The 25,405-nt window shown below is 38.3% G+C and carries 23 protein-coding genes; 11 read left to right on the forward strand and 12 right to left on the reverse strand.

Annotated features, from left to right (window positions below; all coding sequences use genetic code 11):
• Positions 1–48: 48 nt before the first annotated feature.
• From def to GQR87_RS15020, 5 genes are all read right to left on the reverse strand, one after another.
• Positions 49–570 (reverse strand): peptide deformylase, encoded by a 522-nt coding sequence (gene def / locus GQR87_RS15000; protein WP_158970695.1) that lies wholly within the window; start codon positions 568–570, stop codon positions 49–51.
• Between the two features lie 58 nt (positions 571–628).
• Positions 629–2,377 (reverse strand): ABC transporter transmembrane domain-containing protein, encoded by a 1,749-nt coding sequence (locus tag GQR87_RS15005; RefSeq protein WP_158970697.1) that lies wholly within the window; start codon positions 2,375–2,377, stop codon positions 629–631.
• Positions 2,378–2,554: 177 nt separating this feature from the next.
• Positions 2,555–3,343: a glutamate racemase gene (gene murI, locus GQR87_RS15010; protein WP_158970699.1), complete on the reverse strand. Its 789-nt coding sequence runs from the start codon at positions 3,341–3,343 to the stop codon at positions 2,555–2,557.
• 61 nt (positions 3,344–3,404) lie between these two features.
• Complete coding sequence (locus GQR87_RS15015; protein WP_158970701.1) at positions 3,405–4,079, reverse strand: hypothetical protein; 675 nt, start codon at positions 4,077–4,079, stop codon at positions 3,405–3,407.
• 18 nt (positions 4,080–4,097) lie between these two features.
• Entirely contained in the window at positions 4,098–5,081 is a 984-nt protein-coding gene (locus tag GQR87_RS15020; protein WP_370459611.1) for an oxidoreductase family protein, read from the reverse strand.
• A 146-nt stretch (positions 5,082–5,227) separates the two neighbouring features.
• Between GQR87_RS15020 and GQR87_RS15025 the strand changes: the two genes are divergently transcribed.
• The 5 genes from GQR87_RS15025 to GQR87_RS15045 all read left to right on the forward strand — a co-directional run bounded on the left by GQR87_RS15025 (position 5,228) and on the right by GQR87_RS15045 (position 9,131).
• Entirely contained in the window at positions 5,228–6,064 is an 837-nt protein-coding gene (locus tag GQR87_RS15025) for a DUF2797 domain-containing protein (protein WP_158970705.1), read from the forward strand.
• A 103-nt stretch (positions 6,065–6,167) separates the two neighbouring features.
• Positions 6,168–6,983 (forward strand): glycosyl transferase, encoded by an 816-nt coding sequence (locus GQR87_RS15030; RefSeq protein ID WP_199271624.1) that lies wholly within the window; start codon positions 6,168–6,170, stop codon positions 6,981–6,983.
• 125 nt (positions 6,984–7,108) lie between these two features.
• A complete protein-coding gene (locus GQR87_RS15035; protein WP_199271625.1) occupies positions 7,109–7,828 on the forward strand; it encodes a glycosyltransferase in 720 nt (239 codons plus the stop codon).
• A 15-nt stretch (positions 7,829–7,843) separates the two neighbouring features.
• Positions 7,844–8,929, forward strand: coding sequence for a lipid IV(A) 3-deoxy-D-manno-octulosonic acid transferase (gene waaA / locus GQR87_RS15040; protein ID WP_158970709.1), 1,086 nt, complete (start codon positions 7,844–7,846; stop codon positions 8,927–8,929).
• A complete protein-coding gene (locus GQR87_RS15045; protein WP_158970711.1) occupies positions 8,913–9,131 on the forward strand; it encodes a hypothetical protein in 219 nt (72 codons plus the stop codon). The genes waaA and GQR87_RS15045 overlap by 17 nt, the downstream gene beginning before the upstream one ends.
• Positions 9,132–9,167: 36 nt before the next feature.
• On the opposite strand, the gene lepB is transcribed toward GQR87_RS15045, so the two are convergent.
• Positions 9,168–9,812, reverse strand: coding sequence for a signal peptidase I (lepB, locus tag GQR87_RS15050; RefSeq protein ID WP_158970713.1), 645 nt, complete (start codon positions 9,810–9,812; stop codon positions 9,168–9,170).
• A 232-nt stretch (positions 9,813–10,044) separates the two neighbouring features.
• On the opposite strand from lepB, the gene GQR87_RS15055 reads away from it, so the two are divergent.
• A complete protein-coding gene (locus tag GQR87_RS15055) occupies positions 10,045–10,443 on the forward strand; it encodes a DUF2391 family protein (RefSeq protein WP_158970715.1) in 399 nt (132 codons plus the stop codon).
• Between the two features lie 54 nt (positions 10,444–10,497).
• On the opposite strand, the gene GQR87_RS15060 is transcribed toward GQR87_RS15055, so the two are convergent.
• The 3 genes from GQR87_RS15060 to GQR87_RS15070 all read right to left on the reverse strand — a co-directional run bounded on the left by GQR87_RS15060 (position 10,498) and on the right by GQR87_RS15070 (position 18,960).
• Positions 10,498–14,010: a TonB-dependent receptor gene (locus GQR87_RS15060; protein WP_158970717.1), complete on the reverse strand. Its 3,513-nt coding sequence runs from the start codon at positions 14,008–14,010 to the stop codon at positions 10,498–10,500.
• A 747-nt stretch (positions 14,011–14,757) separates the two neighbouring features.
• Entirely contained in the window at positions 14,758–18,276 is a 3,519-nt protein-coding gene (locus tag GQR87_RS15065; RefSeq protein ID WP_158970719.1) for a TonB-dependent receptor, read from the reverse strand.
• Positions 18,277–18,744: 468 nt separating this feature from the next.
• Entirely contained in the window at positions 18,745–18,960 is a 216-nt protein-coding gene (locus GQR87_RS15070) for a hypothetical protein (RefSeq protein WP_158970721.1), read from the reverse strand.
• A gap of 246 nt (positions 18,961–19,206) precedes the next feature.
• Between GQR87_RS15070 and hpf the strand changes: the two genes are divergently transcribed.
• Together hpf and GQR87_RS15080 are read left to right on the forward strand one after the other, a co-directional pair.
• Positions 19,207–19,563, forward strand: a complete 357-nt coding sequence (gene hpf / locus GQR87_RS15075) for a ribosome hibernation-promoting factor, HPF/YfiA family (RefSeq protein WP_158970723.1) — start codon at positions 19,207–19,209, stop codon at positions 19,561–19,563.
• A 144-nt stretch (positions 19,564–19,707) separates the two neighbouring features.
• Positions 19,708–20,208, forward strand: coding sequence for a DUF2059 domain-containing protein (locus GQR87_RS15080; protein WP_158970725.1), 501 nt, complete (start codon positions 19,708–19,710; stop codon positions 20,206–20,208).
• 39 nt (positions 20,209–20,247) lie between these two features.
• On the opposite strand, the gene GQR87_RS22190 is transcribed toward GQR87_RS15080, so the two are convergent.
• Together GQR87_RS22190 and GQR87_RS15090 are read right to left on the reverse strand one after the other, a co-directional pair.
• Positions 20,248–20,481: a transposase gene (locus GQR87_RS22190; protein ID WP_199271626.1), complete on the reverse strand. Its 234-nt coding sequence runs from the start codon at positions 20,479–20,481 to the stop codon at positions 20,248–20,250.
• Between the two features lie 242 nt (positions 20,482–20,723).
• Complete coding sequence (locus GQR87_RS15090; RefSeq protein WP_158970727.1) at positions 20,724–21,104, reverse strand: VOC family protein; 381 nt, start codon at positions 21,102–21,104, stop codon at positions 20,724–20,726.
• A 156-nt stretch (positions 21,105–21,260) separates the two neighbouring features.
• On the opposite strand from GQR87_RS15090, the gene GQR87_RS15095 reads away from it, so the two are divergent.
• Together GQR87_RS15095 and GQR87_RS15100 are read left to right on the forward strand one after the other, a co-directional pair.
• The gene (locus tag GQR87_RS15095; protein WP_158970729.1) at positions 21,261–22,451 is read left to right on the forward strand and encodes a benzoate/H(+) symporter BenE family transporter; all 1,191 of its coding nucleotides are present in this window, start codon (positions 21,261–21,263) and stop codon (positions 22,449–22,451) included.
• Positions 22,444–23,082, forward strand: coding sequence for a GntR family transcriptional regulator (locus tag GQR87_RS15100; protein WP_158970731.1), 639 nt, complete (start codon positions 22,444–22,446; stop codon positions 23,080–23,082). The genes GQR87_RS15095 and GQR87_RS15100 overlap by 8 nt, the downstream gene beginning before the upstream one ends.
• Before the next feature lie 43 nt (positions 23,083–23,125).
• Here the strand turns inward: GQR87_RS15100 and GQR87_RS15105 are convergent, their stop codons facing one another.
• Positions 23,126–24,337: an alanine--glyoxylate aminotransferase family protein gene (locus tag GQR87_RS15105; RefSeq protein WP_158970733.1), complete on the reverse strand. Its 1,212-nt coding sequence runs from the start codon at positions 24,335–24,337 to the stop codon at positions 23,126–23,128.
• Positions 24,338–24,514: 177 nt separating this feature from the next.
• On the opposite strand from GQR87_RS15105, the gene GQR87_RS15110 reads away from it, so the two are divergent.
• Positions 24,515–24,931 carry an N-acetyltransferase gene (locus GQR87_RS15110; protein WP_199271627.1) on the forward strand — a complete coding sequence of 139 codons (417 nt, stop codon included), beginning with the start codon at positions 24,515–24,517 and terminating at the stop codon, positions 24,929–24,931.
• Positions 24,932–25,405: the final 474 nt, after the last annotated feature.

Genomic DNA, 25,405 nt, shown 5'->3' on the forward strand with positions numbered 1-25,405 from the left:
TACAGTAGAGCCATAGAAAACAGCCCTCATGGTATTCACAATGTAAACTCATATGACAAATTTTTCTATCCACACATCATTAGCCATAATATTTTTTGTATCAGTAATATGGTTTAACCAAGTTTTACCTATTAAGTGATCATATTCATGTAAAAATATACGGGCTAAAAATCCTTCATAACGTACTTGTTTAGCTTCACCATGTTGAGACAAATAACTCACCTCAACCCAATCTGGTCGTTCAATGCGCCCTCGTAAACCTGGTACCGACAAACAGCCTTCCCACTGCCATACAGTATGTTCACTTAATGCTAAGATTTCAGGATTAACTAACACTTCTGGCTGCATGTCAGGTGCGTCTGGGTATCTTGGGTTGGGACGAGAGGCAATAATCATAATGGCTCTAGGGTCGAACACTTGCGGCGCTGCTATACCAATGCCATTGGCAGCCAACATGGTCTCTAACAATTCGTCAATAAACGTCACTAGAGGTGCTTGCCCAAACTCAGCCTGATCAACTTTTTTTGCAGGAATACTAAGAACTTCCTCACCTACTTGCGCAATTTTCATTATTTTTGCTCTCTTTATCTTATCACTCTAAGGTTTTAACTAGCAGCGCGATATGGCCTTAACTAACTAGTTGTAATTGCGCAAATTCACGGTATAAATCATTACTTGCCAATAATTCTTGGTGACTACCAGTGGCGATAATTTGCCCTTTGTCCATCACTACAATTCTGTCTGCATTCACAACCGTCGCTAACCTGTGAGCAATAATTAATGTGGTTTTGCCTTTCATTAATTCATCTAAAGCTAACTTAACATGTTGTTCGTTTGCTGCATCCAATGAACTAGTGGCTTCGTCTAATAATAAAATAGGTCTGTCAGCTAAAATAGCTCTAGCAATCGCCACTCGCTGTTTTTGTCCACCAGATAAACGGACTCCTCTTTCGCCTAAATTAGTATCGTAGCCTTCAGGTAATTCCATAATAAAATCATAGGCTCTGGCGGCTTTAGCTGCTCTGTCTATATCCGCTTGGCTAGCATCTGGCCGGCCATAACTAATATTGTCTCGCACAGTAGCCGCAAAAATCACCGACTCTTGGGGCACCAAAGCAAATTGGTCACGTAAATTTTCCACAGCTAAGTTACGAATATCTTGGTTTTCTAAACACACCTTACCGCTGGTCACATCATAGAAACGTAATAATAATTGAAACAAAGTAGACTTACCGGCACCGCTTGGCCCAACTAGAGCAATACGTTCGCCACTTTTAATGGCAAGGTTTACATCTTTAATCACAGATATTTCAGGTGATTCTGGATAACAAAAATTCACTTGTTGTAAACTAATATTACCTTTCACTTCGTTAGGTAAAGCCTCTGGGCTAGCAGGTGATTGAATACTGGTTTGGGTATTCAGCAACTCCATTAAACGTTCACTGGCGCCTGCTGCTTTTTGCACTTCACCTATTACCTCACTAATAGTGGCTACCGCACCACCGGCCATAACCGCATAAAACATAAAAGCAGTCAGTTCGCCGGCACTGAGTTCGTTAGTTAACACCAATTGTGCACCTAACCAAGCCACTAATGTGACGGCAATTACACTAATAGCAATAATACAAGCCACCAGCAAAGCGCGATATTTGATGCGCTGATGAGCGGCCGACATCACATTCTCAATCCGAGCCGAGAAACTCTGCATATCAATATTTTCGTGAGAATACGCTTGTACCGTATGTATCTCATGTAGAGTTTCATCCACATAAGCGCCGACATCGGCCACTCGATCTTGACTATTTTTAGCAAAAATACGCACCCTCGCGCCAAAAAACCGAATAGGCAATAAAACGATCGGCACAGCTATCAACACATACAAGGTCAACATAGTGCTAGAGAACAACATTAAGATTAACGCACCAATAAATGTCACAAATGAACGCAAAGCCATAGACAAGCCCATGCCCACTACTGACTGTAATAAAGTGGTATCGGCAGTAAAGCGAGAGATCACTTCACCTGTACGGGTTTTAGCAAAAAAAGCAGGAGATAAGGTTAATAAATGGGCATACACTTTTTGCCGAATGTCGGCACTGACTCGTTCACCTAACCAGATCATCCAATAAAATCGGAAATAAGTGGCGATGCTGCCAATCAGTGCAATCGCCATCACCACTAAAACCATTTGGTCTAACTTGTCACTATTGTTGGCAATAAAGCCGTCGTCTACCGCAGATTTAATCCCTTGGCCTAAAAACAACCAAGCGCCAGCGCTTACCACCAGGGCAGCCATGGCGAAGGCCACTTTACTTTTATAGGGTTTTAGTTGGCCAAACAGCCACTTCATCAAAGTACTGGTTTTTACAGATTGCAAAGTCATTCTCACTAATTAAATTCAAGCCCATCTTAAATGGGGGTTAAAAATAGAATAACGACTTATATAAACGATTAATAGGTATCAAAATATGACACAGAACAAACTAGTCAAATTTACAGTTACAAAAAACAGTATGCTTAATCCGCGATTTAATCAGCTTAAGGCTGCCTTTAATTAGAATTGTGACACGCTAACAGGCTCTCCCCACAATAAACTAAATTGTTTTGTGGCTGTAGGTTGGTCTCCACTACTGTAAAACTGCTCTTGACCTAGTGCATAATTACTTGAAAGTAAATTGGCGACTGTCAGACGCCGCGCAGTCTCTTTAGCCACAGCAAAATCTGTATTAATTATTTCTATTGCTGGGCCTGCGATTTTTCTGATTAAGGGCGCTAAAAAAATATAGTGCGTACAACCCAGCACAATATTATCTACCCCTCTCTCGAGCAAAGACCCCACATATTTTTTAACTAAAGCCTCTGTTTTATGTCCAGCAAGATCAAGTGCTTCTACCTGCTCCATCAAACCTGGGCAAGCTTGCACTTCAATTTTAACCTTATCCGAAAAATTGCTAGACAGCTCATTAAACGAAGTACTTTTTAGTGTTTGTGTTGTGGCTAAAACCCCAATAATACGGGTATTCGTTTTAAAAACCGCTGGTTTTATTCCGGGCTCGACACCAATAATAGGTACCCTATATTTAGCACGTAATTCTTGTATCGATGACACTGTTGCAGTATTACAGGCCACCACAATTGTTTTGGCTTTCTGTTCGAGTAAAAAATCAATTATGGCAGAGGATCTTTGTGTGATAAAGGCCGCAGATTTATCCCCGTATGGCCCATGAGCAGAATCAGCAACATACAGTAAATTTTCATTTGGTAGTATTTCGCGAATGCGGCGAGCAATAGATAAGCCGCCTAATCCCGAATCAAACACGCCAATCGAATTGCTATTATTCATAAAAGGGTTGTTATCATTGTGGCAATCAAGTTCATATTGTAGTTAATCATGCTGCTGGCTTTTATTCTGGTTCTGTATTCAAAATAGCGAGGATCAAAACAAAGAAACACAGAACTAGGTTGAATAAAGGGATCTGTAAATTAGGTGGCATAGTATAAATCAAACACACAGCCGGTATCCATATTAACCAGTTAGTTAATACAGTAGTGGGTAATTGCACTTTAACTAATTGACCAAGTAAAGGATGGGTCTTTGACCAGCTAAACTTTTGGTCTTTCCATAAATGTGCCAATGTCAGCAAGGGACAAGTAAACATCATGCTAAAGACAAACTGATCAAATACGGTTTTTTGAGCAATTGTCTGCCAATCAGAACCATCACCAAATAAGTGCGACTGCAAAAGATAAAACTCATTAACCAACCAGCCTAAGCCGCCCCAGATAACGGTATAAAACACAAGTTGTTGTATTGGCAAAAAATGAATACGGCCTTTTATCCACAAATACATGAATGGCACTACACCGCCAAAAAGTGCGGTTGATATCACAGCATAAGGTACGCCATTTTCAGCTTTTAAATCAGCAAAAAATTGAAATACACCTTGCGACGCCGGCCAATAAAAATAGCTAAAGCCAATAAATAAGGCGAAACATTGCAGACAAATAGCCGGTATAAAGTTCGCTTTTAATGCACGTTTAATATTGGTGGTTAATTGTTGGGATACTGAGTTTGTCATTTATGGCCTAGTAAAAGTTTAATCTTGGGTTAATGCAAAATCTGTTTGAGTTTGCATATAACTATTAATTTTAAAATGAGTCGGGTTCCAACCCAACATAAAACGATGAAAATCGGCCCAAGCAAAGGCATATAAATAACGCCACTCAGTTTCAAGTTTGGCAAAAGCTACGTCAATTTTATATTCTGAAATGGCCTGTTTGAGTTGCGAAAAGTATTCATCTAACAAACCCGGCGCGTATGTAAACAGATTTTGCTCAGGCAAACAACTACCTAAAAAATATACTAGATCTTTCACCCCTGCACCTTTGCCTACATATTGAAAATCAACGGCGGCGATGGCATTACTTTTAGCTGGCTCAGCAAAACATAAGTTAGCCAATTTAGCGTCACCGTGCACTAAAGTTTGATATATTGCCTGATTTAGGAGCAGATCAATTTTGCTTGCAGCTTCTTTTAAATCACAGTTTGTCATTACAACCAACTCATCTTTTCTAGTAGCTAAATGCCAGTATGTACCGATTGGCCATAAATCATCTGCATCTGTATTTAAAAATTTTGCATGAAAATAGGCCAACCATTTAATCGCAGCTTTAATATCTTGTAGTGAAGCTTGGGTTTTGCGACCGGCAAATCCAATTTGATCTAAATCCTCTAGAATCATCAACTTAACTTGCTTAGTCGACTCGTCATTAAAAGAGCTGGCGATAAGTTTAGGCACTGTACAAAAATCATCACAATGTATGGCATAGTGTTGATAAAAATTAGCTTCAACTTGATAAGATTTTAATTTTCTTTGATGACTAGCTTGACTGTGCCACCCACGAGGATGGTTTATTTCAGCAGGCGGTTGGATAGATTTAACTATCACACTAGTATTTAATTTGGGGCTAAAATAACGGCCAATTTCGCCATAACCACTCCATAAAGATTGTACTGCCTGCAGTTTTTTAACTTCTGGGTCGTTTAATAAATTTTGAATATAGTCTAACAAGGTAAACACCAAATTTGGAAGTAAAGCAGCGGATTCGAAACGGACCAGAGTTTACCTATTAGTTAGCCTATTTACCAAATTAAGATTGAACATATTGCCCGCAATCAGTAGCATGCTGGCCGTTTATCACTGACATAAAAAATAAGGCAAACGAGATGACAATATTTCAAGGCAACATTCGAAAAATGCATGTGAGCACCAATTCAGACAATCTTGCCCAATATGTGTTGCCTGTAGGTGATGAAAAAATTCAAATGAATGAGCTAATAGGCCAAAGCATTACTATGCAGCACACAGGTCAAATTCACTGTGTACATTGTGCCACTTTAACCAAGAAAAGTTTTAATCAAGGGTATTGTTATCGTTGTTTAACTAAACTTGCCCAATGTGATACTTGTATCATTAAACCAGAACTTTGCCACTACGATGCAGGCACCTGCCGCGAGCCTGAATGGGGCGAAGCGAACTGTTTGTCTGATCATTTTGTCTACTTAGCCAATACCGGCACTATCAAGGTAGGGATCACTCGCCATGTTACCGATGGCGTTTCTAGCCGCTGGATAGATCAAGGGGCAACACAGGCTATTGCTATCATGCGCGTACAAAACCGTCTCACCAGTGGTTTAGTAGAAACTGCATTTAAATCTTTTATCGCCGATAAAACCAATTGGCGCACTATGTTAAAAAGCGCTCCTGAACAAACTGATTTACAGGCTTTAAAAGAATCTTTACTAGAACAAGTAGAAGATGATTTAGATGAAATAATCGAAGAGTATGGCTTTCAAGCTATAGATATCACAGACTCACCCGCTATAGATATTCAATATCCAGTACAACAATATCCAGAAAAAGTAAAATCTATTAACCTAGACAAAGAAGGCCAATTTAGTGGCACACTACTTGGCATAAAAGGCCAATACCTGATGTTAGACGGTGACCGTGTAATCAATATGCGTAAATATGCAGGTTACGAATTAACCGTCACTGTTTAGTCGTCTTTATCTACGATTCACTAAAAATTATTTGAGTTGTCATGAAATTGACCAAATCCTAATGTTTATAATGTCAAGACATTCATAAATATTAGGGTTCATTTTGAGTCAGGTAAAAAAACAGCTTATTTGTATAAACTGGGGCAGCAAATATGGTGCTGAGTATATTAACCGCCTGTACGCTATGGTTGCCCGCAATATTACTCCACCATTTAGTTTCACCTGTTTTACTGACAACTGCAGAGGGATCCGCGGGGAAGTAAAACTCGAACCTTTACCTGAATTAGACTTTGAACTTCCAGTCACCGAAAAAGGCATTTGGCCTAAATGTCGTTTATGGAATGAAAAACTGGGACATTTATCTGGGCCCGTGCTGTTTCTTGATCTAGATTTAGTGATTACTGGAAATTTAGACGACTTTTTTAGCTTTGGTAACCCTGACGATGTAATACTCGCCAGAAACCCCAGTAACCCTTTAGAAAGACTTGGGCAAACGTCTATTTACCGTTTTCCCGTTGGTAAACTATTACCTTTATTAGAACAATTTTCCAAATCGCCAGCCGAAATAGCAAAAAGCTACAAATATGAACAAAGGTACGTCACCCGTAATGCCCCAAATGGTATTAAATTTTGGCCTAAACCTTGGGTGTTACATTTTCGTCATCACTGCCGTCCTACCTTCCCCTTTAATTATTTTATCCCAGCTAAGTGTCCAGCAAGTAGCAAAGTGGTGATTTTCCCAGGTGATTTAAATCCAGTTGATGCAATTCAAGGTCGTTATCATTCAGATGAACCTATACGTACTGCTGCCGAACATATTCAATTAATTTTCAAAGCAGAGCGTAAACGTTCAGTCACTGCACATCTTAGACATTATATTTTACCTACCACTTGGGTAGAAAAACTTTGGCGAGAATAAGATTAATAACCCGCCATAGTAAGATGCAGTAAGGCAAAAATATTCATCTAGCTGTCATATAGACTTCATACGTTTTTCACACCGAGTTGCTAGCTTAAGAACTAGAATTGACCATGAGAATAACTATGCAAACCGTTAATATTATTTGTATGAAGTGGGGGACTAAATACCACGCCAACTATGTCAACACCCTGTTTTCTATGGTGAAACGTCACTTAACACTGCCTTTCCGTTTTATTTGTTTAACCGACGACAGTCGTCATTTACGACCTGAAATTGAACATTTCCCTATTCCCAAATTAGACATTCCTAATGGTCCCGAAAGAGGTTGGGACAAACTCGTGACCTTTAGCGCGCCTTTATATGACTTACATGGCCAAGCATTATTTCTTGATCTAGATGTGGTGATAATAGACAACATAGATTGTTTCTTTGAACACGATGCCGAGTTTCCAATTATCAAAGATTGGGTCAAAAAAGATGTGACAGGTAACTCCTCTGTTTACCGCTTTACCATAGGCAAACACCCAGAAATTTTAGAAAACTTTCGCTCTAATCATCAGACTATTCGTCAACAAGTACGTAACGAACAAGAGTATTTATCACAGTTTGTTGCCAATACTGGACATCTTAGTTACTGGCCAGAAACATGGTGCAAAAGCTTTAAATATAACTGTATTCACAAGGGCTTAAATGCATGGTTTAAAGTGCCTAAAAAACCACAAGACTGCAAAATAGTAGTGTTTCACGGTAACCCCAACCCACCCGACGCCATTTTTGGTAAAAGTGGCAAGTGGTATCGCAAAGTTTTACCCACCCCTTGGGTAGCAGATCATTGGCAATAAGCCGAGGCAGAAATAATGAGAAAATATGTCTACAATTGCCTGATCCGCCTATTACTGCCTTTATTATTTATCCGCTTATGGTACAAAGGAATAAGCGATCCTGGCTATCGATGTCGCTGGGCTGAACGATTAGGCTATATTAACGCACCAAGTAATAGTCGTAACGGTATATGTTTTCATTGCGTATCTGTGGGAGAAGCTATTGCGGCAGCACCATTGATCAAACAAATTCAACAGCAATATCCACATTTTTCTGTGACTATCACTACCACCACTCCCACAGGTTCAGAACAAGTTAAAAACATCTTTGGTGACAGTGTATTTCATACTTACCTGCCCTTTGATGCCCCCAGAGCAGTGAAACGATTTTTACGACAAATTCAGCCCCGATTACTCATATTAATTGAAACTGAGTTATGGCCAAATTTATTACATTTCGCCCATGAATATAGTGTCAAAATACTGCTAGCCAATGCTAGATTATCAGCCAAATCAGCGGCAGGTTACCAAAGGTTAAAACCTCTGACCGGTAAAATGATGGATAATATCACTCATATCGCCGCCCATAATCAGCAAGATGGTAATCGATTTATTGATTTAGGTTTACTGCAAGAAAAACTCTCGGTCACCGGTAGCATTAAATTTGATTTATCCATAAGTGAAGATTTATTGAAACAAAGTCGAGAATTAAAATCCTTGTGGGCAACAATAAACCACGACCAACAAAGACCTATTTGGGTGGCAGGTAGTACACACCCAGGTGAAGAAGAGTTAATTTTGCAGGTATACAAGCAATTATTAGCCACACAGCCCAATTTATTACTGATATTAGTACCACGACATCAAGCAAGATTTGAACATGTCGCCCAGTTAATCAAAAAACATCAATTTAGTTTTGTTCGTCGTACTGATAAATCTGCAGTGAATGCTGAAACCCAAATAGTCCTAGGCGATACCATGGGAGAATTATTGTTATTTTGGTCAATTGCCGACATGGCATTTGTTGGGGGCTCGTTAGTCAATCATGGCGGGCACAACCCTTTAGAGCCTTGTATTTTTAATATACCCGTTGTCAGTGGGCCAAATGTGCGTAACTTTTAAACAGATTTATCAATCACTAGTCGAAAAACAAGGCGTATTAATAGTCGATAACTCAGAGCAACTAACAACAACTATATTAAAACTATTAAATGAACAGAATTTTTGCCAACAGCTTGGTAATAATGCCCTGACATTTTTGAATGAAAATCGTGGCGCTATGGCCCGCCTAAACCAACAAATAAGCCAATTACTAGTGGCTTAATGGGTGATTAACTTTACAGCTGATAACAAGTAATCCCTATATTAGGGGTTTAAAAGTACGCTCAGTTCTTGGTAAATAATAATTATCACGATCTAAAGACACTAATACTTTTTTCGCTTTTCCCTGAATTTCTTTGGCCGGTACAAAACCTATATAACGTGAATCCGAGCTATTATTGCGATTATCGCCTAACACTAAATAATGCCCTGCTGGTACAGTGACTTCAGTGAAATTATCTATCGCATTGGCCACAGGAACAAACTGCACAAGATGCTGAATATTGTCTAGAGACTCGGTTGCTTGATAACTAGTTTCTGCAAATTGATATTGGCTTTCAACACCATTGATAATTAACTTATTGTCACGCATAGCAATGCGATCACCTGGCTCTCCAATCAATCGTTTCACTAAACGAGTATCCGCTTTTATCGAATCAAAGGTGACTATATCGCCACGTTTGGGTTCACCAGTTCGCATCAATTCTATATTGGTGAATGGCAGTTCTAAGCGATAAGCCATTTTGTCTACATATATCCGGTCCCCTTCAACAATGGTCGGTTGCATTGAACCTGTAGGCACGATATACCAATCGGCAAAACTACTGCGGGAGGCAAACAACATAAAAACAAATAACAAAAACCCCCAGTTTTCTTTTAGTAACTTGTGTAGTTTCTGATTCATTTTTATTCCTTAATATTTAATTTAGTATTCATCACTTTCTAGACCTACCTTTCTAAACATAACTTTGAGACTAAAAAGATTCTAAATAGTTGCTAATTAGGATGTAAGCAGCTGTAACAATCATTTATAGCCTGCCGACTAAAATGAAATCACAATAATCATTATGCAAGACCATTTATTGGGCATAAATGTTATTATTTTCTGACTTATATTGACTGGTGTTTATTACCCCATGCAAAAACTATATTTTAATCTTGAAGATATTAGTCAGATTTCGATTGGTGCATTTGCTTTGGCTATGCCTATCGCTTTTACTCAAGAAGCATGGAACATGGCTGAAACTCTACCCTCCTTAAATTTGTGGCTATTGAGCGTTTTATCCTTAATATTTTTAACTCAATATACCTACTTTAGTTTATTCCAAGCAAACATTAAGTACCGAGTTTTGGGGTATTTAGTCCGTATCGCATTAGCCTATTCCATTACCTTGTTTGTCGTTGCTTTAGTTTTGTTAGCTTTAAATAAGTTTCCAATTATTAGTGAGCCAATTTTAGCGCTTAAACGGCTTATCATTGTAGCTATGCCGGCTTCACTTGGTGCAATCATAGTAGATGGTATGGACAAAGAGTAACGAAAAAAAAGCCCGCTAAGCGGGCTTCATTTTAATTCAACTAACTTGAAAAGATTAGAACTTCCAATTAACCGATAACCGATAGAAGGAAGCCGCCAAATTATGATTAAATGTCGCTTCAGGAATAACCGTATAAGAACGATTAACTTCTTCGTCGATATTTGTAGCTTTAAACATCACGCCTAAATTATCCGAGAAATCGTAACCTAGGGTGAAATCAATTTGTGCATATTCTTCATTCCAACTTCTAGGGCTAACGTCGATACGATTGGTGTAAACGTTTGAACCTGTGAAAGCGGTTCTGTTTTCATCAATTTGTCCTAACGAAAAATCCTGATAACCATTCTGCCCGTCTGACCTTAAGCTCATATCACGCCAGTTATAAGCGATACGTGCGCTCCAACCATGGTTTTCATAGAAAAACTGCAGATTGTAGCTTGAGTCAGAACGATTAGGCACCGGTAGTTTACTACCTGTATACTCATCATATTCGGTTTCTTGTTCACTATCTAACGCAGTATAGTTAGCAGAGATACCAAACCCGCGGAAGGCTTCGGGCAAATAATCAAAGGTATGAACAGCACTCAACTCCCAACCATTAATTTTACCACCACCACCGTTAATAGGTCGGCGTACTAATCGGTTTAATGCAACGTTAAAGTCGGTAGTATGGGTTTTTTGATCGATTAAATTTTTAGTGAAATAGGTAACAGATAAGCTATCTGTTTCTGATTGATACCATTCCCAAGAAACATCAAATGATTCTGTTAAATATGGTTTTAAATCTGGATTACCTTGAGAATATATTGGCCAACTAGAAGGATCTAAACTCAAATCATTAGGTCCTGGGCGTGCCATGGTTTTATAGGCTGCAAAGCGAACAAACATGTCGTCTTGGATACCTAATGATAAGTTTAAGCTAGGTAAGGTAAAGTTATAATCGTATCTAGAGGCTAAATAATCTTTATTTAGTGAACCTCCATCTTCGTTAGGTGTACCTGTCGCAATATAACCTGTAGCAGGCGCATTAGCGTCAATCACAAACGGGTCTTTAAATATTAATGCAAGTTGATCACCGCCAGGCTCTTCCCGTGTTCCACAAAAACTTTTTGGCTTCAAATTAGGATCAAGCTGATTTCGCCCTTGGTGATCTGACAGAGGTTGATCCCAAAAAGATGGTTCAAATTTAGGTTGGTCACCGACTTTTCCACCCGCTTCCCAATCAGCTAAAGGGCCCTCGTCATAAGCGACACGTTCGGCTCTTACGATAGCTGTTTTTTCTTGGTCCACTTCCCAAGGCATATTACAGTGAGAAATATAGGCTTCTGATTGCCCTTCTGTTTTACCATGCCGTACCCCAATATTACCGGTTAAAGGCATACCCGCGACTTCATATTCAAAATTAAATTTCAAATAAAATACAGTTGAATCTTCGAAGACCTTTTCTGTTTGTAGGTTATTTAAAATAACATCATGGCCACCATAAACAGCGTTAATCAAATTATCCCAAGCGACAGGACTCCCGCTTGCTGCCCAATACTTGGCAGGGAAATTACCTGATACGCCTTGCATGCCCTCACGTAGCTGAAAAAATTCATCAAGTTGGTCGTAAGTGACACTAGAAAATGTTGAACCATCGTCTCCACCATCTACTAACGGCTCTTCGACTAATGAAGTCAAGGTTCTTTGGGGATTACCATCACGTCTATCTAGGCCATCTGGTAAACCATCACCATCTATATCATCTGGAATACCATCAGCATTGTTATCCGTAAAACCTGGTTTGAAAGGGGTTTTGAAATCAGAACGATTTTTCCAGTTTTCTAAACTGTCATAACGGCCACCAAACTCAACTCTGGTAATTCCAGCAAAATCCACATCCCAATCAAAATCTAAACGAGCTTCTTCAATAAAACCACGAGTACGACTGATGCCTTTTTGTAAATTTTGTAACCTATGTAAATCATTGCGTTGTGCTGGATCGGTATAATCAGGATTGAACCCAGCAATATTTTGCCCACCAATACGCGTCACACCATCTTCAGCTAATACTGGCTCACGCCATAACACTTCGTAACTAGGAAGGTCGTCGCCGCCTCTTATGTCATAACCAAGGCTAGGGTATAATCTTCTACCTGTTGTAGGGTGAAAGGTTTCTACTTGTAAATTCATTTGTCTGTTTGTATTGTCAGTCTCAGATTCGGATTTACCAAACTTAGCCGACATCGCAAATGTATCTGTAATATTCCAATCAATATCTAAACCGACATTAAGAGAGCTTTTTTCTTCAATGTTAAGAAAACCATTAGAATTAAGTGGCGAACCTTGGTTATTATTTTCAGAATCAGCTAACCAAATACCCGAGGTTAACATTGAACGACTGACTTGCCCGCTAGCTAGTTGACCAGAAGTGAAATATTGGTTCGATATATCGCCATTTGGTAAAACAAAATCACCCATAATGGTTGAACTATCGTATTCACTTGAGTTTACATCACGTGTCAAGGTATCCCAAGTCGCGCCAGGCTCTAAAGTAATACCTAGTTCACCGCGATCATCTCTATTGCCTCCTAAACATTGCGTGCACAATGAGAAACGAGATTGAGACTTTTGATTCGTATACTCGCTATAGGCACCTTTAAACTCAATATTTAAATTATCAGTTGGTGCCCATTGAATAGCTGTATTGACAGAGGTGTTTTCAATCTCTAATTCTTTTTGGTTGATATCAGCCCAACGAGGAACAAAAGCTGCGTGATCTGGGGCTTGGCCAAGACCATTTAGTAGTGCTATTGAACGACCAATGCCTTCGGGATCATGACTCCAGTTTCGGTTGTTGTCCACACCACCGTACCTGACGTCAGCCCCTTCAGAATAAGCATTTTTATTTTCTTTATCGAGATTAAATAATATACCAAGTGTACCTGCACTTTCTAATTCCCATCGGTTAGAAATTAGACCAGAAAATTTAGTGCCAGGATCGCTTTTTAATGAGTTGTCATTTGCTTCGACTGTTGCACGCGCCTCAAAATCTTCAAAATCTAACGGAGAAAAAGTGGTTAATTCAACCGAGCCACCACTACCCCCTTCAATTTGATCTGCGGTGGGTGTTTTACTTACTGTGATAGATTTAACAATGGATGATGACATGGCGTTAAGGTTATTTTCACGATTATCAAAACCGTCAGTTACCACACCTTTACCGTTAATAGTTAAGGAATTTTCACTAAAACCACGAATTTGGAAAGATGAGCCATCACCCGCTTCATCACGGCCAATAGTTACCCCTGTTACACGCTGTAGGGCTTCTGCAATATTGGTGTCAGGCAATTTACCAATATCGCCGGCAGAGATGGCATCGACGATTTGTGCTGCATGACGTTTTATAGTGGCCGCATCTGATAATGCTTTGTAGGTACCTGTGACTTCAATTATTTCTAATCCGTCTTGAGCATCTTTTGCCTTTTCTTGAGCGAAGGCCGCACTCATAACGGTCAGTGGAAATAATGATGCTATTTGTAATAATGTAGTATATTTTGTTTTAGGTCGTTTTTTTACACTATCCATAATGTAACTCCTTACGTTTGTGTGTTGTATTTTTTATGGATAACACTAGTTGAATAAAATTAGCGTTATCATATATATCCCAGCTTTTAATGGGTCAACTTTGCATTTTCCATTCAAAATAACTCTCATTTTAAAAATAATAGAAAACAAAACTTTAATTTTTCTATCAAACTGCATATATAAAATACTTAGTTATTTAAATATCACACATAATCAATACAGAGACATGTAAACAAAATGTAAAGTAGATGTATCATACCCTCATTATTAAATAATACAATATGCACATTTGATTTATGATATTTAACATTTCATGCCAAAAAACAGGAATTATACAACCCAAAAAAAATCAAAAAATTTATAAGAAATAAGATTCACAATGAATAAACATAATAAAAACAATTAGATGAAAGATACGCTGGGAATTTCACTCAGATTTAAGAAACATAAAAGAAGCTAAATAAAATGATTTTTATACTTACTTTCCTTGTTTTTTTGTAGGACAATTTAATATAACAATTATTAATATACAAATAACTAAAACCTCACTGCACTTTGAAAAAAATGGCAGTCATAAAATCACCTTTGTTAAGTATTTTTAGATTGGCAGTTAATTATGAAATACTTGATTTATTATGAGTAAACAATAATTATGTGTGAAAAAAGAATTCTGTAGAGAATAAAAAGCCCGCATATCTAAACAACTATGCGGGCTTTACCATATTAACTTTCTACATTAACAAAGAATTAGAATTTCCAATTCACGTTAATGCGGTAGAAAGACGCCGCTAAATTATGACTATAAGTAGCACTTGGAATGACCGTATAAGAACGATTAACTTCTTCGCCAATATTAGTTGCTTTAAACATTACACCTAAATTGTCAGAGAAATCGTAACCTAATGATAAGTCTATTTGAGCATATGCTTCATTCCAACTTCTTGGGTTAACATCTATACGATTTTCGTATATATTCGTCCCCGTATAAGCGGTTCTGTTTTCATCAACAGAGCCTAAAGTATAATCAACATAACCGTTTTGCCCATCACTTTTTAAACTCATATCTCGCCAGTTATACGCAATACGAGCACTCCAACCATTCTGCTCATAGAAAAACTGAAGGTTATAACTTGAATCTGAGCGATCAGCTACGGGTAATTTCAACCCCGTATATTCGTCAAATTCAGTATCTTGTTTGCTGTCTAGTGCAGTATAGTTAGCTTGAATACCAAACCCCTCGAAAGCGGCGCCTAAATAATCAAAAGTATGAACTGCGCTTAACTCCCAACCATCTATTTTACCGCCACCGCCATTAGTAGGGGTGCGTACTAACCGATTTAACGCTACGTTAAAGTCGGTGGTATAAGTCTTTTGGTTTTTTAAGTCTTTAGTAAAATACGTGACTGATAAGCTATCAGTTTCCGATTGATACCATTCCCAAGATATATCAAACGATTCTGTTTCATATGGTTTTAAATTGGGATTACCTTGAGAATATATTGGCCAACCTGAAGGGTCTAAGCTCAAATCATTTGGACCTGGACGAGCCATTGTTTTATAGGCAGCAAAACGCACAAACATATCATCTTGAATACCTAGCGATAAGTTTAAGCTTGGAAGCGTAAAGCTATAGTCATATTCAGAGCCTAAATAATCTTTATTCAACGAACTGCCATCTGCATTAGGCGTACCTGTCGCAATAAAGCCTGTCGCAGGTGTTGAAGAATCAATCACAAATGGGCTTTTGAAGATTAACGCTAGTTCAACACCGCCTGGTTCATCTCGCGTATTACAAAAACTACGAGGAGGCTCATAACCGTCAACTGATTTATCTTGATAACTTGCATTATGAGTCGACAATGGTTCATCCCAATACGATGGACTTAATGTAGGTTTATCTCCCACTTGACCACCATTTTCCCAGGCTAACAAGCTCGCCCGATAAATGTCTTGTTCACCTCTAACTACAGCTGATTTTTCTAGGTCAACTGCCCAAGGCATATTACAGTGAGAAATATAAGCCTCAGATTGTCCCTCTGTTTTACCATGACGAATACCAACATTACCTGTTAATGGCATACCCGCCAATTCATATTCAAAGTTCAACTTCAAATAAAAAGCGGTGGTATCTTCAAATACTTTTTCGGTTTGCAGATTATTGAGTACTACGTCATGACCACCATAAACTGAGTTAATGAAATCATCCCATTTCTCCGGACTTCCGCTTGCCGCCCAATATTGACTAGGGAAGCTACCTGATACGCCTTTCATACCATCTCGAAGCTGCAAAAAGTCATCAAGCTGATCATAGGTAACAGTAGAAAACGTCGATCCATCATCACCGCCATCCACTAGTGGGTCTTCCACCAAGGAGGTTAAGGTTCTGTTTGGATTACCGTCTCGTCTATCTAAACCGTCAGGTATACCATCACCATCTAAATCATCGGGTATCCCATCAGCATCGTTATCTTCGAACCCTGGTTTAAATGGGGTTTTAAAGTCTGAACGATCTTTCCAGTTTTCGAAACTGTCGTAACGTGTACCAAATTCCACTTTAGTGATGCCTGCAAAATCGACTTCCCAATCAAAATCAAAGCGAGCTTCTTCAATAAAACCACGAGTACGATGTTTAATTTTTTGAAGGTTTTGTAAACGATGCATGTCGTTACGCTGAGCAGGATCGGTGTAATCAGGATTAAAGCCCGCAATATCTTGTCCACCTATACGTGTCACACCGTCGTCTGCAAGCACGGGTTCACGCCACAAAACCTCATAACTCGGCATTTCATTACCACCAGTAATGTCATAACCAAGGCTAGGGTATAACCTTCTACCCGTTACTGGGTGTACTGTTTCAACCTGTAAATTCATATTTCTGTCTAAGTCGTCTGATTCTGACTCAGACTTACCAAACTTAGCTGACACTGAAAAAGTATCGGTAATATACCAATCAATATCTAAACCAAGATTAAGTGATTTTTTATCTAATACTTCAAGAAAACCATTAGAGTTAAGAGGGGAGTACTGATTGTTATTTTCAGAGTCAGCTAACCAAATACCAGAGGTCAACATTGAGCGACTCACTTGACCGGTTGCAGGTTGTGCTGAAGTAAAGTACTGGTTAGATATATCACCGTTAGGCAACACAAAATCACCAGTAATAGTGGTGGCATCGTATTCACCGGCATTTACATCTCGCGTTAGAGTATCCCAAGTTGCGCCAGGCTCTAAGGTAATACCTAATTCCCCCCGATCATCTCTATTACCACCTAAACCTTCCGTACCAAGCGAGAAACGAGATTGTGCTTTTTGACTAGAATAATCACTATATGCACCTTTAAATTCAACATTAACGTTGTCAGTCGGTGCCCACTGAATTGAAGTATTAAAAGTGGTGTTATCTATTTCTATTTCTTTTTGGTTTATATCTGCCCATCGAGGTACAAAAGCCGGGTGATCAGGCGCTTGACCTAAATTATTTAGCAATGTAATAGGGCGACCAATACCAGACGGTTCGTAATCCCAATTTCGGTTCGCATCTACTCCGCCATACCTAATATCAGCACCTTCTGAATAGGCATTTTTATTCTCTTTATCAACATTAAACAGAATACCAACAGTACCCAATTTTTTCAGTTCCCATTGGTTTGAGAATAATCCAGAAAACTTAGCGCCAGGATCGCTTTTTAGAGAATTATCGTTTAATTCAACAACTGCACGGGCTTCAAAACCATCGAAATCTAAAGGAGAAAAAGTCGTCAATTCCACCGAACCACCACTGCCCCCTTCAATTTGATCTGCAGTGGGTGTTTTACTCACTGTGATTGATTTTACTGTTGAAGACGACATAGCATTTAAATTATTTTCACGTGAATCGAAACCGTCGGTCACTACACCTTTACCATTTATGGTTAAAGAGTTCTCACTAAAGCCACGAATTTGGAAAGAAGACCCATCACCTGCTTCATCACGGCCAATGGTTACCCCAGTGACTCGCTGCAATGCTTCAGCAATATTGGTATCAGGTAACTTTCCTATGTCACTCGCAGAAATGGCATCTACTATTTGTCCCGCATGACGTTTTATGCCGGCGGCCTCAGATAACGCTTTATATACGCCAGTGACTTCAATTATTTCAAGCCCATCTTTATCATCAACTGCTTTTTCTTGAGCAAATGCTGCGCTCATCACTGTGAGTGGAAATAACGATGCGATTTGTAATAATGTACTACATTTTGTTTTAGATGTTTTTTTTATACTATTCATAATACAATTCCTTAAAGTGTTCTAATCAATGCTATATGTAAAATAACTAGCATTATTGCTCCCCCCTACAATACTTTAATTATGGAGAGATACTTATGCACAAATGCCCACAAGGTCACAAAAAACAAGGGGTAAACGATTTCACCTATTAACTTTCTTATATTTTACGTACAAAAAAATCATATATAGAGCAGAGATAAAAGTATAAACAGCGAGTTATAATGTGAATTAAATGTGAACGAAATGTATGTTACATAAGGAAATAAATAATACAATATACAAAAGTGGGGGTATAACGAGCTTTAAGCTTGAAGGCCTTTATTTATCTAAACGCCCGATATAAAACATAACATCAGACAAAAAAAACATAATAATTTGCCATTAAAAATATTAGTAAAAATTATAAGCGGCTTGTTAGCCCTATCATTAGAATAGAAATAATATCTAAATACTTCGCATAAGAACAAATCAAACTTCTTGCCCTTGATATTTCCTTGCTAAATCATCTAACTCCGAACAAGTATAATCAAACCCTTTACCATCAAACTGGTAAGTAATTTTGACAGATTCAGAACCATTGAATAGCTTTGCTTTTACATCAGCAACTGGCCAATGTTTTAACTCATTCAAAAAACGATTAGCCACTTGGGCGGTTGTAAAACGATAACAAATTTCTGTGAGCATAATGACGTTTATTATAAGACAGGTAATGAAAAAACAGCAGTTTGTGCAATTTTTAAATTTAGTCAAGTCTTGAATGAATTTTGTTGATATTAGCAATTCACAGAGGTAAGTTAGCTTCAGACAGGACAAAATATAGAAGGAAAATAGTTTTGAATTTAAAGTAGCTTTAGGGTTTAAACTTATTGAAATGCCCCAAAGTCTATATTGAAACAAAAGAAAGAACGTTAATTGAAAGAAGGAATACCTATGAAAGTCAATATTTCAGGTCACCATGTAGAAATCAGCAACGGCGTTAAAGAACATGTAGAGCAAAAGTTAGCGAAACTAGCTAGCCATTTCCCCTCTCTTATCTCTATAGATAGTATCATCAGCAAAGAACATGGTGAATATCAGGTTGAATTAGTCACAAACTACGAAAACACTCGTATCGCCACGTCAGGCAACGACAAAGTTATGTACCCAGCGATAGCTAAGGCGGCTAAAAAACTAGATGCTGCTCTTTCCCATAGAAAAGGACAAGTTAAAGGCGATTTGCATAAAATACCTGAAACAGATGCCCCAGAAATAGCAGTCGATATTATCCAAGGTATGGAACTGAACTAAACATATTTATGTCTTTATCTAACAAGCGAGCTTCGGCTCGCTTTTTTGTATCTTCAATAGCTTTTATCTCCCCTACTATCTTCCACCTATCAGTTGCTGATATATTCAATGCAGCCCTATCAATTAATTACAACAGGAATACATATGCTAAAAATAATAACAGCGATATCTTTACTGATATTTTCACTTTCTTTATCAGCAGAAGAACTTAACGATGAAAAGAAAAAACTGATAGATGAAATGTTACAAGTCAGTGGCGCAGCAAAATTGGGCGATATGATGGGAAGCTGGGCATCTGGTCAGTTAATCAGTGCATTACAACGACAGAATAAAGAAGTTGATACAAAAACAATTACCATTATTCAAGATGAAATCGGTAAACTAATGAATGAAGAATTTATACATAATGGTTTTGTAAACAACATGTCCTACGACATATACCATAAATACTTCAGCCTATCAGAGTTAAAAGAAATGGTTGCGTTTTATAAAACAGAAACAGGTAAAAAAGTGGCTGCAGTTTTACCAAAAATCACTCAAGAAAGTATGCAAGCTAGTCAACAACATGGCATGTCTTTAACTGGTAAAATCCAACAGAGGATTCAAGCTAGATTTGCCAAAGAAGGCATTGAACTGTCTGAATAAAAGATGGTTATAAAAGTAATCGGCCGCAAGCGACCGAATTTAAAACAGACCCAACTGTTTGGCGTATTGTTCTTTAAGATCAAGCTCGACTAGTTGGTTCTGCACATACTTTCTAATTGTCTCTTCATTAGTATTACCAATCGTTTCAACCAAATAAGTTTGTATCCAAAGTTTCCCAGCCCAAAAATACTTCCTTTTTATCTCTGGGTACAATTTGAAAAACTCTCTAGCTAAAATACTTTTAACCACTTGTATTATTTGGCTAGGAGCCAACTTCGCCTCCCCTTATATCACTATAAAAATGTGAGCATCTGGAATTTCTAGATCTTGAATATCAAAATCGTAGTCATAACCTATCTTGCAAATAATCACTTTCTTCGCTTCGCGATAAGGCTATAAAAACACTTTATGTCGATATTTGAGTATCCAAACAAAGTGATACATTAAGCGATAAACGTGATGTGTATTTCTCTGAAGTTCCAAATGATGAATAGTACAAACTGGAATTTACAACTCTAGGCTGGTCGATATAAAGCACAAACTTTATTACCAGCAGGATCAAGTAAATAGGCTAAGTATAATTTCATATCGCCTTTCACTCTTAAGCCAGGCGGATCTTCACAAGTTACCCCACCGTTTTCTAGTCCAACTTTATGCCATTCATCAGCATTAGATTCATTTTTTGCACTAAAGCCAATTGTGGTGCCATTTCCATGACTGGCAGGTTCGCCATTAATAGGCTTAGTAAGTGCAAACACTCCAGTATCAGTGAAATAAAAACAACGGCCGATATCATCTAATACACCAGGTTTATGACCTAATACACCCAGTATTTCATCATAAAACTTTTTAGAAGCTTGGATATCATTCGCGCCAATCATAATGTGACTAAACATAAATATTTCCTATATGGGAATTCAATTAATATGAAGCCAAATACTAGCAGACCTCTAATTTTTCTAGGCAATCAATTTTAGAAAAACTAACAAATAACTAATTATTAGTATATAAATCTGATATATTTTGTATACATTATAAAATTTGTATACAAAATGAAAAAACAATCCTTTTTCTCAGATCTCAGTTTTTCAGCAGCCAGTGCCGGTTTTATTTCGGTATTGGTAGGATATTCCAGTACCTTGGTTTTAGTATTACAAGCAGCTACCGCCTCTGGAGCAAGTATTGATATGTTAGAATCCTGGGTCTGGGCCTTAGGTGTAGGTATGGGTATTGGCTGTATCGGCTTATCTTTATATTATAAACGTCCCATAATTCTTGCTTGGTCAACCCCTGGCGCAGCTTTATTAATTACTGGGCTAAGTGGTAATAGTATTCGGCAAGCCATAGGTATATTTGTATTTGTCGGCATTCTGACTGTACTTACAGGCATATCTGGTTGGTTCGATAAGCTTACCAGACGTATCCCCTTACCTCTGGCTTCTGCTATGTTGGCAGGTATATTAATCCAATTTGGCTTTAATATTTTTGGATCAATGCAAGCCGAACCTTTAATGGTAGGCATAATGTTTGCTACCTATCTAGTTGCTAAACGTGTAGTACCCAGATACGCAGTAGTTGCAGTATTGATTGCCGGTTTTATTAGCTCCTCCAGTTTAAACTTAATTAAGTTAGATCAAGTCGCTTGGTCACTCGCCACTCCAGTTTGGGTATGGCCCGAATTCGATATAAGCTTACTGATAGGGGTAGGCTTACCTTTATTTATAGTAACTATTACTTCACAAACTCTACCTGGCATTGCCATTTTACGTTCAACCAGTCCTGAAAAATTGGCAGTATCGACTTTGATTAGCTGGTGCGGGGGGTTAAACGTTTTATTTGCTCCGTTTGGTGCCTTTGCTTTAGGGTATGCGTCTATCACTGCGGCCTTATGTGCAAGTGAAGAGTCCCATCCAGATATCAATAGACGTTATATATCTGGGGTGTTTACTGGTGTATTTAATATAATAGCTGGGCTCTGTGGAGCGACAGTAGTGGGACTGTTTGCAGCCTTCCCTGTAGCGATGATCGCAGCTTTGGCAGGATTAGCTTTATTAGGAACAATTAGCAACAGTATTGTTGCTGCTTTTCACGAACCAAACTATCGTGAAGCCGCATTTCTAACATTTTTGGTGACCGCTTCTGGCGTGTCATTTTTTGGTATTGCTTCAGCATTTTGGGGCATTGTAGTAGGATTAATCGCCTTAGCAGCAAGTAATTTAGGAAAGAGTACGCAACATGCCTAACCATAACGCTGACAGTTTATACCAGCAAATCAAGTTAGATATTCTAGATCAGAAACTTATACTTGGCTCCGTACTTAAACAAGAAGAATTATCTCATCGATATGGCGTGAGCAGAATTCCTATAAGAGATGTTTTTCAAAGACTAAAAAGCGAAGGATGGTTAATTCAGTCGGGAAAATGTGGGGTGATGGTCAACCCACTTACAGCTGAAGAAGCCGAAGATTTATACTTTATGCGAATGCAACTCGAGCCATTAATATTAGGTTATGCTATCCCCAATATCAGCAATAAAATTTTAGGTGAAGCGACTGATATATTAGAACAACTAGACTCAAAACAGCAAAGTGGTCAACAACATGGCGAGCTAAATTGGCAATTTCATACTTGTTTGTATCAAGCAGCTAATCGCCGCACTTTACTTAATACAATCAATAATTTGCAGCAATTAAGCTCTCGCTACATTGGCTTTCATGCAATTCAATTGAATTATGTAGCGACATGCCAGACTGAACATTATGCTTTAATAGATGCGATCAAAGAGAAACAAGTGGAAAAAGCTCAAGACATTCTCGAACAACATATAGCAAAAGCAGGGAAGCTATTAGTAAATTACTTGGCTAACCCCACTTAAAAATAACCAAGCGGGGGTAGCTAAAAACAGATTAGCTGATTATTTAGATTTCATCAGCATAACCATTTAGATCTAAGGTACTTTCAAGAGCAGCCATACCTTCTGGTAGATCGAGCTTTTGCCCTAACAAGTTTAAGCTAGCGCCAAAGGCATGTAAGGTTCTAAATAAGTTATGGGTACGACACTGCTCACCCATTTGACCTATTCGTACAATATTTGCACCAAATGAACCAGAAATTTCTACTTTGTAACGTTTCGACATAGTGCTCAACAATTGTTTGCCGTCTATGCCTTTTGGCACACTAATACCGACCACAGAATTTAACCTATCTTGCGATTTAACGTACAAATCTAAACCCATGCCTTCAATACCAGCCTGTAATGCTTGTGAACTACGTAAATGACGAGCAAATCGCACTTCTAAAGTTTCTGTACAAACTAAACGCAAAGCTTCATGAATAGCTAAAATTCCCGAAACAGGCGCAGTGTAATGATAAGATTTTTTGTACCAAAATTGGTCGGCTAACTTAGCATCTAAACACCAATGTTTGAGCTGATCAGTGCGAGATTCAATAAACTTCCAAGCTTTATTCGAAAAGCCAATTAACGACACGCCCGGAATGCATGATAAACCTTTTTGCCCCCCTGTAATCACTGCATCTATGCCCCACTCGTCCATGTTAAACGGCATAGTACTTAAGGTACAAACGGCATCTACTATGACTAAACAATCATGTTTTTTAGCAATAGAAGCTATTTCTGGTAACTGGTTATTACAAACTGTATTCGAGGTTTCACCTTGCACTATGGTTAAAACCCTAGGTTGATGTTTAACAATATATTCTTCGACAATTTGCGGATCTGCACTGAGCCCTTCGGCAACAATTAAGCGTACAACATCAGCACCAACACGTTGCGACATCTCAGCCAAACGACTACTGAAAAATCCATTACAGATACTTAATACTTTACTGCCAGGCACAACCAAATTGGCCACGGCCATTTCCATAGCTGCGGAACCAGGACCTGCCACCCCTAAGATATGCCCTGTTGTAGTTTGAAATACGTAACTAGACATCAACTTAACTTGTTCGATAATCTGCGCCATAGTATCGCCCAAGTGATTGATAACAATGCCATTTGCCGCTGCAACCTTGGCTGGAATAGGTACAGGACCGGCCCCCATCATTAACAAAGGTTCATCGGGTAATATATTGTCTAAAGACAAAAGGTTGTCTGGCACTTGGATCCGCACGCTTGTTCCTTAATTTCAAAAGGTTATAGGAAAAACGCAGTATAGCAAAAAGTGCATTTAAATACGTTAATCTATTGAATGTTCTAACTTTATCCCAATTTCCAATAATCTGTTGTTTTAACAAATGAATGAACACTGTTATTCTGGCAAATAACAGCACCTTAAGGATAGAGATAAATGAAAAAACACCAGTTAACGGCAGGCATCAAAATTGCTGAATTAGAAAATCTTCAAGGGGTCACATCATTATTTAATGATTACCGGATGTTTTACCAACAAGAGAGTGATTTAACCTTAGCGGAAGACTTCATCTCAGCACGGATAAAAAATCAAGATTCGGTTATTTTTATTGCTCAGAATACGCAACTAGAATGCCTAGGATTTTGTCAGCTATACCCAAGTTTTTCTTCGGTATCTGCTCAAAAGACTTGGATTCTGAATGATTTATTTGTCACAGAAGCCTTGCGTGGCCAAGGTATAGCAACAAAACTTTTAACCGCTGCAAAAACACATGCCAAACAAACACAAACAAAAGGTATTACATTGCTCACAGCTGAAAAGAATGTAAAGCACAGAAACTGTATAAAGCTTTAGGTTACCAACAACTTAATTTCTTAAGCTATTTTCAACCGACATAATGTTCCAGTTCCGCCTGTTTGAGGATACAGAGCATTGATCTAGCCAGTAACGGCAAAAAAATCAGCCAAAAAACAGGCTGTAACAATCTATTATTCACTATTTTCATTCAATTGAAACTAGATACATCAAAACACCTTTTATACCAATCCGCATTAAAGTTTAGCCACATTTGCCCAATCGCGACTACATAATTTTACCATCCGTTTATTTTTTTAAAAAAAATTGTTCCAAGCTGCGCTACACGCGTTAAGTATACCTGCTATTTCTGTTCGGTTTTTACCATCAACAAAGTGAGAAACCGCCAATAATCGAAGTCATTAACGGGCATTGGATTCAGCTCTAGACAGTGAGAGTAAATGTTATGAAGTATCAAGTTTCAAAATCGTATAAAGGGTGAGTAAATATTAATGTAATTAGATCATAAATTTA

It is taken from the genome of Paraglaciecola sp. L3A3, from assembly GCF_009796765.1.
In the GTDB taxonomy this organism is placed as follows: domain Bacteria; phylum Pseudomonadota; class Gammaproteobacteria; order Enterobacterales; family Alteromonadaceae; genus Paraglaciecola.

Excerpts from the sequence above, each read along its gene's own strand:
- def (WP_158970695.1), bottom strand. The coding sequence starts at position 570 with ATGAAAATTGCGCAAGTAGGTGAGGAAGTTCTTAGTATTCCTGCAAAA.
- murI (WP_158970699.1), bottom strand. The coding sequence starts at position 3,343 with ATGAATAATAGCAATTCGATTGGCGTGTTTGATTCGGGATTAGGCGGC.
- GQR87_RS15015 (WP_158970701.1), bottom strand. The coding sequence starts at position 4,079 with ATGACAAACTCAGTATCCCAACAATTAACCACCAATATTAAACGTGCA.
- GQR87_RS15025 (WP_158970705.1), top strand. The coding sequence starts at position 5,228 with ATGACAATATTTCAAGGCAACATTCGAAAAATGCATGTGAGCACCAAT.
- GQR87_RS15035 (WP_199271625.1), top strand. The coding sequence starts at position 7,109 with ATGCAAACCGTTAATATTATTTGTATGAAGTGGGGGACTAAATACCAC.
- waaA (WP_158970709.1), top strand. The coding sequence starts at position 7,844 with ATGAGAAAATATGTCTACAATTGCCTGATCCGCCTATTACTGCCTTTA.
- GQR87_RS15045 (WP_158970711.1), top strand. The coding sequence starts at position 8,913 with ATGTGCGTAACTTTTAAACAGATTTATCAATCACTAGTCGAAAAACAA.
- lepB (WP_158970713.1), bottom strand. The coding sequence starts at position 9,812 with ATGAATCAGAAACTACACAAGTTACTAAAAGAAAACTGGGGGTTTTTG.
- GQR87_RS15055 (WP_158970715.1), top strand. The coding sequence starts at position 10,045 with ATGCAAAAACTATATTTTAATCTTGAAGATATTAGTCAGATTTCGATT.
- GQR87_RS15060 (WP_158970717.1), bottom strand. The coding sequence starts at position 14,010 with ATGGATAGTGTAAAAAAACGACCTAAAACAAAATATACTACATTATTA.
- GQR87_RS15065 (WP_158970719.1), bottom strand. The coding sequence starts at position 18,276 with ATGAATAGTATAAAAAAAACATCTAAAACAAAATGTAGTACATTATTA.
- GQR87_RS15070 (WP_158970721.1), bottom strand. The coding sequence starts at position 18,960 with ATGCTCACAGAAATTTGTTATCGTTTTACAACCGCCCAAGTGGCTAAT.
- hpf (WP_158970723.1), top strand. The coding sequence starts at position 19,207 with ATGAAAGTCAATATTTCAGGTCACCATGTAGAAATCAGCAACGGCGTT.
- GQR87_RS15080 (WP_158970725.1), top strand. The coding sequence starts at position 19,708 with ATGCTAAAAATAATAACAGCGATATCTTTACTGATATTTTCACTTTCT.
- GQR87_RS15090 (WP_158970727.1), bottom strand. The coding sequence starts at position 21,104 with ATGTTTAGTCACATTATGATTGGCGCGAATGATATCCAAGCTTCTAAA.
- GQR87_RS15095 (WP_158970729.1), top strand. The coding sequence starts at position 21,261 with ATGAAAAAACAATCCTTTTTCTCAGATCTCAGTTTTTCAGCAGCCAGT.
- GQR87_RS15100 (WP_158970731.1), top strand. The coding sequence starts at position 22,444 with ATGCCTAACCATAACGCTGACAGTTTATACCAGCAAATCAAGTTAGAT.
- GQR87_RS15110 (WP_199271627.1), top strand. The coding sequence starts at position 24,515 with ATGAAAAAACACCAGTTAACGGCAGGCATCAAAATTGCTGAATTAGAA.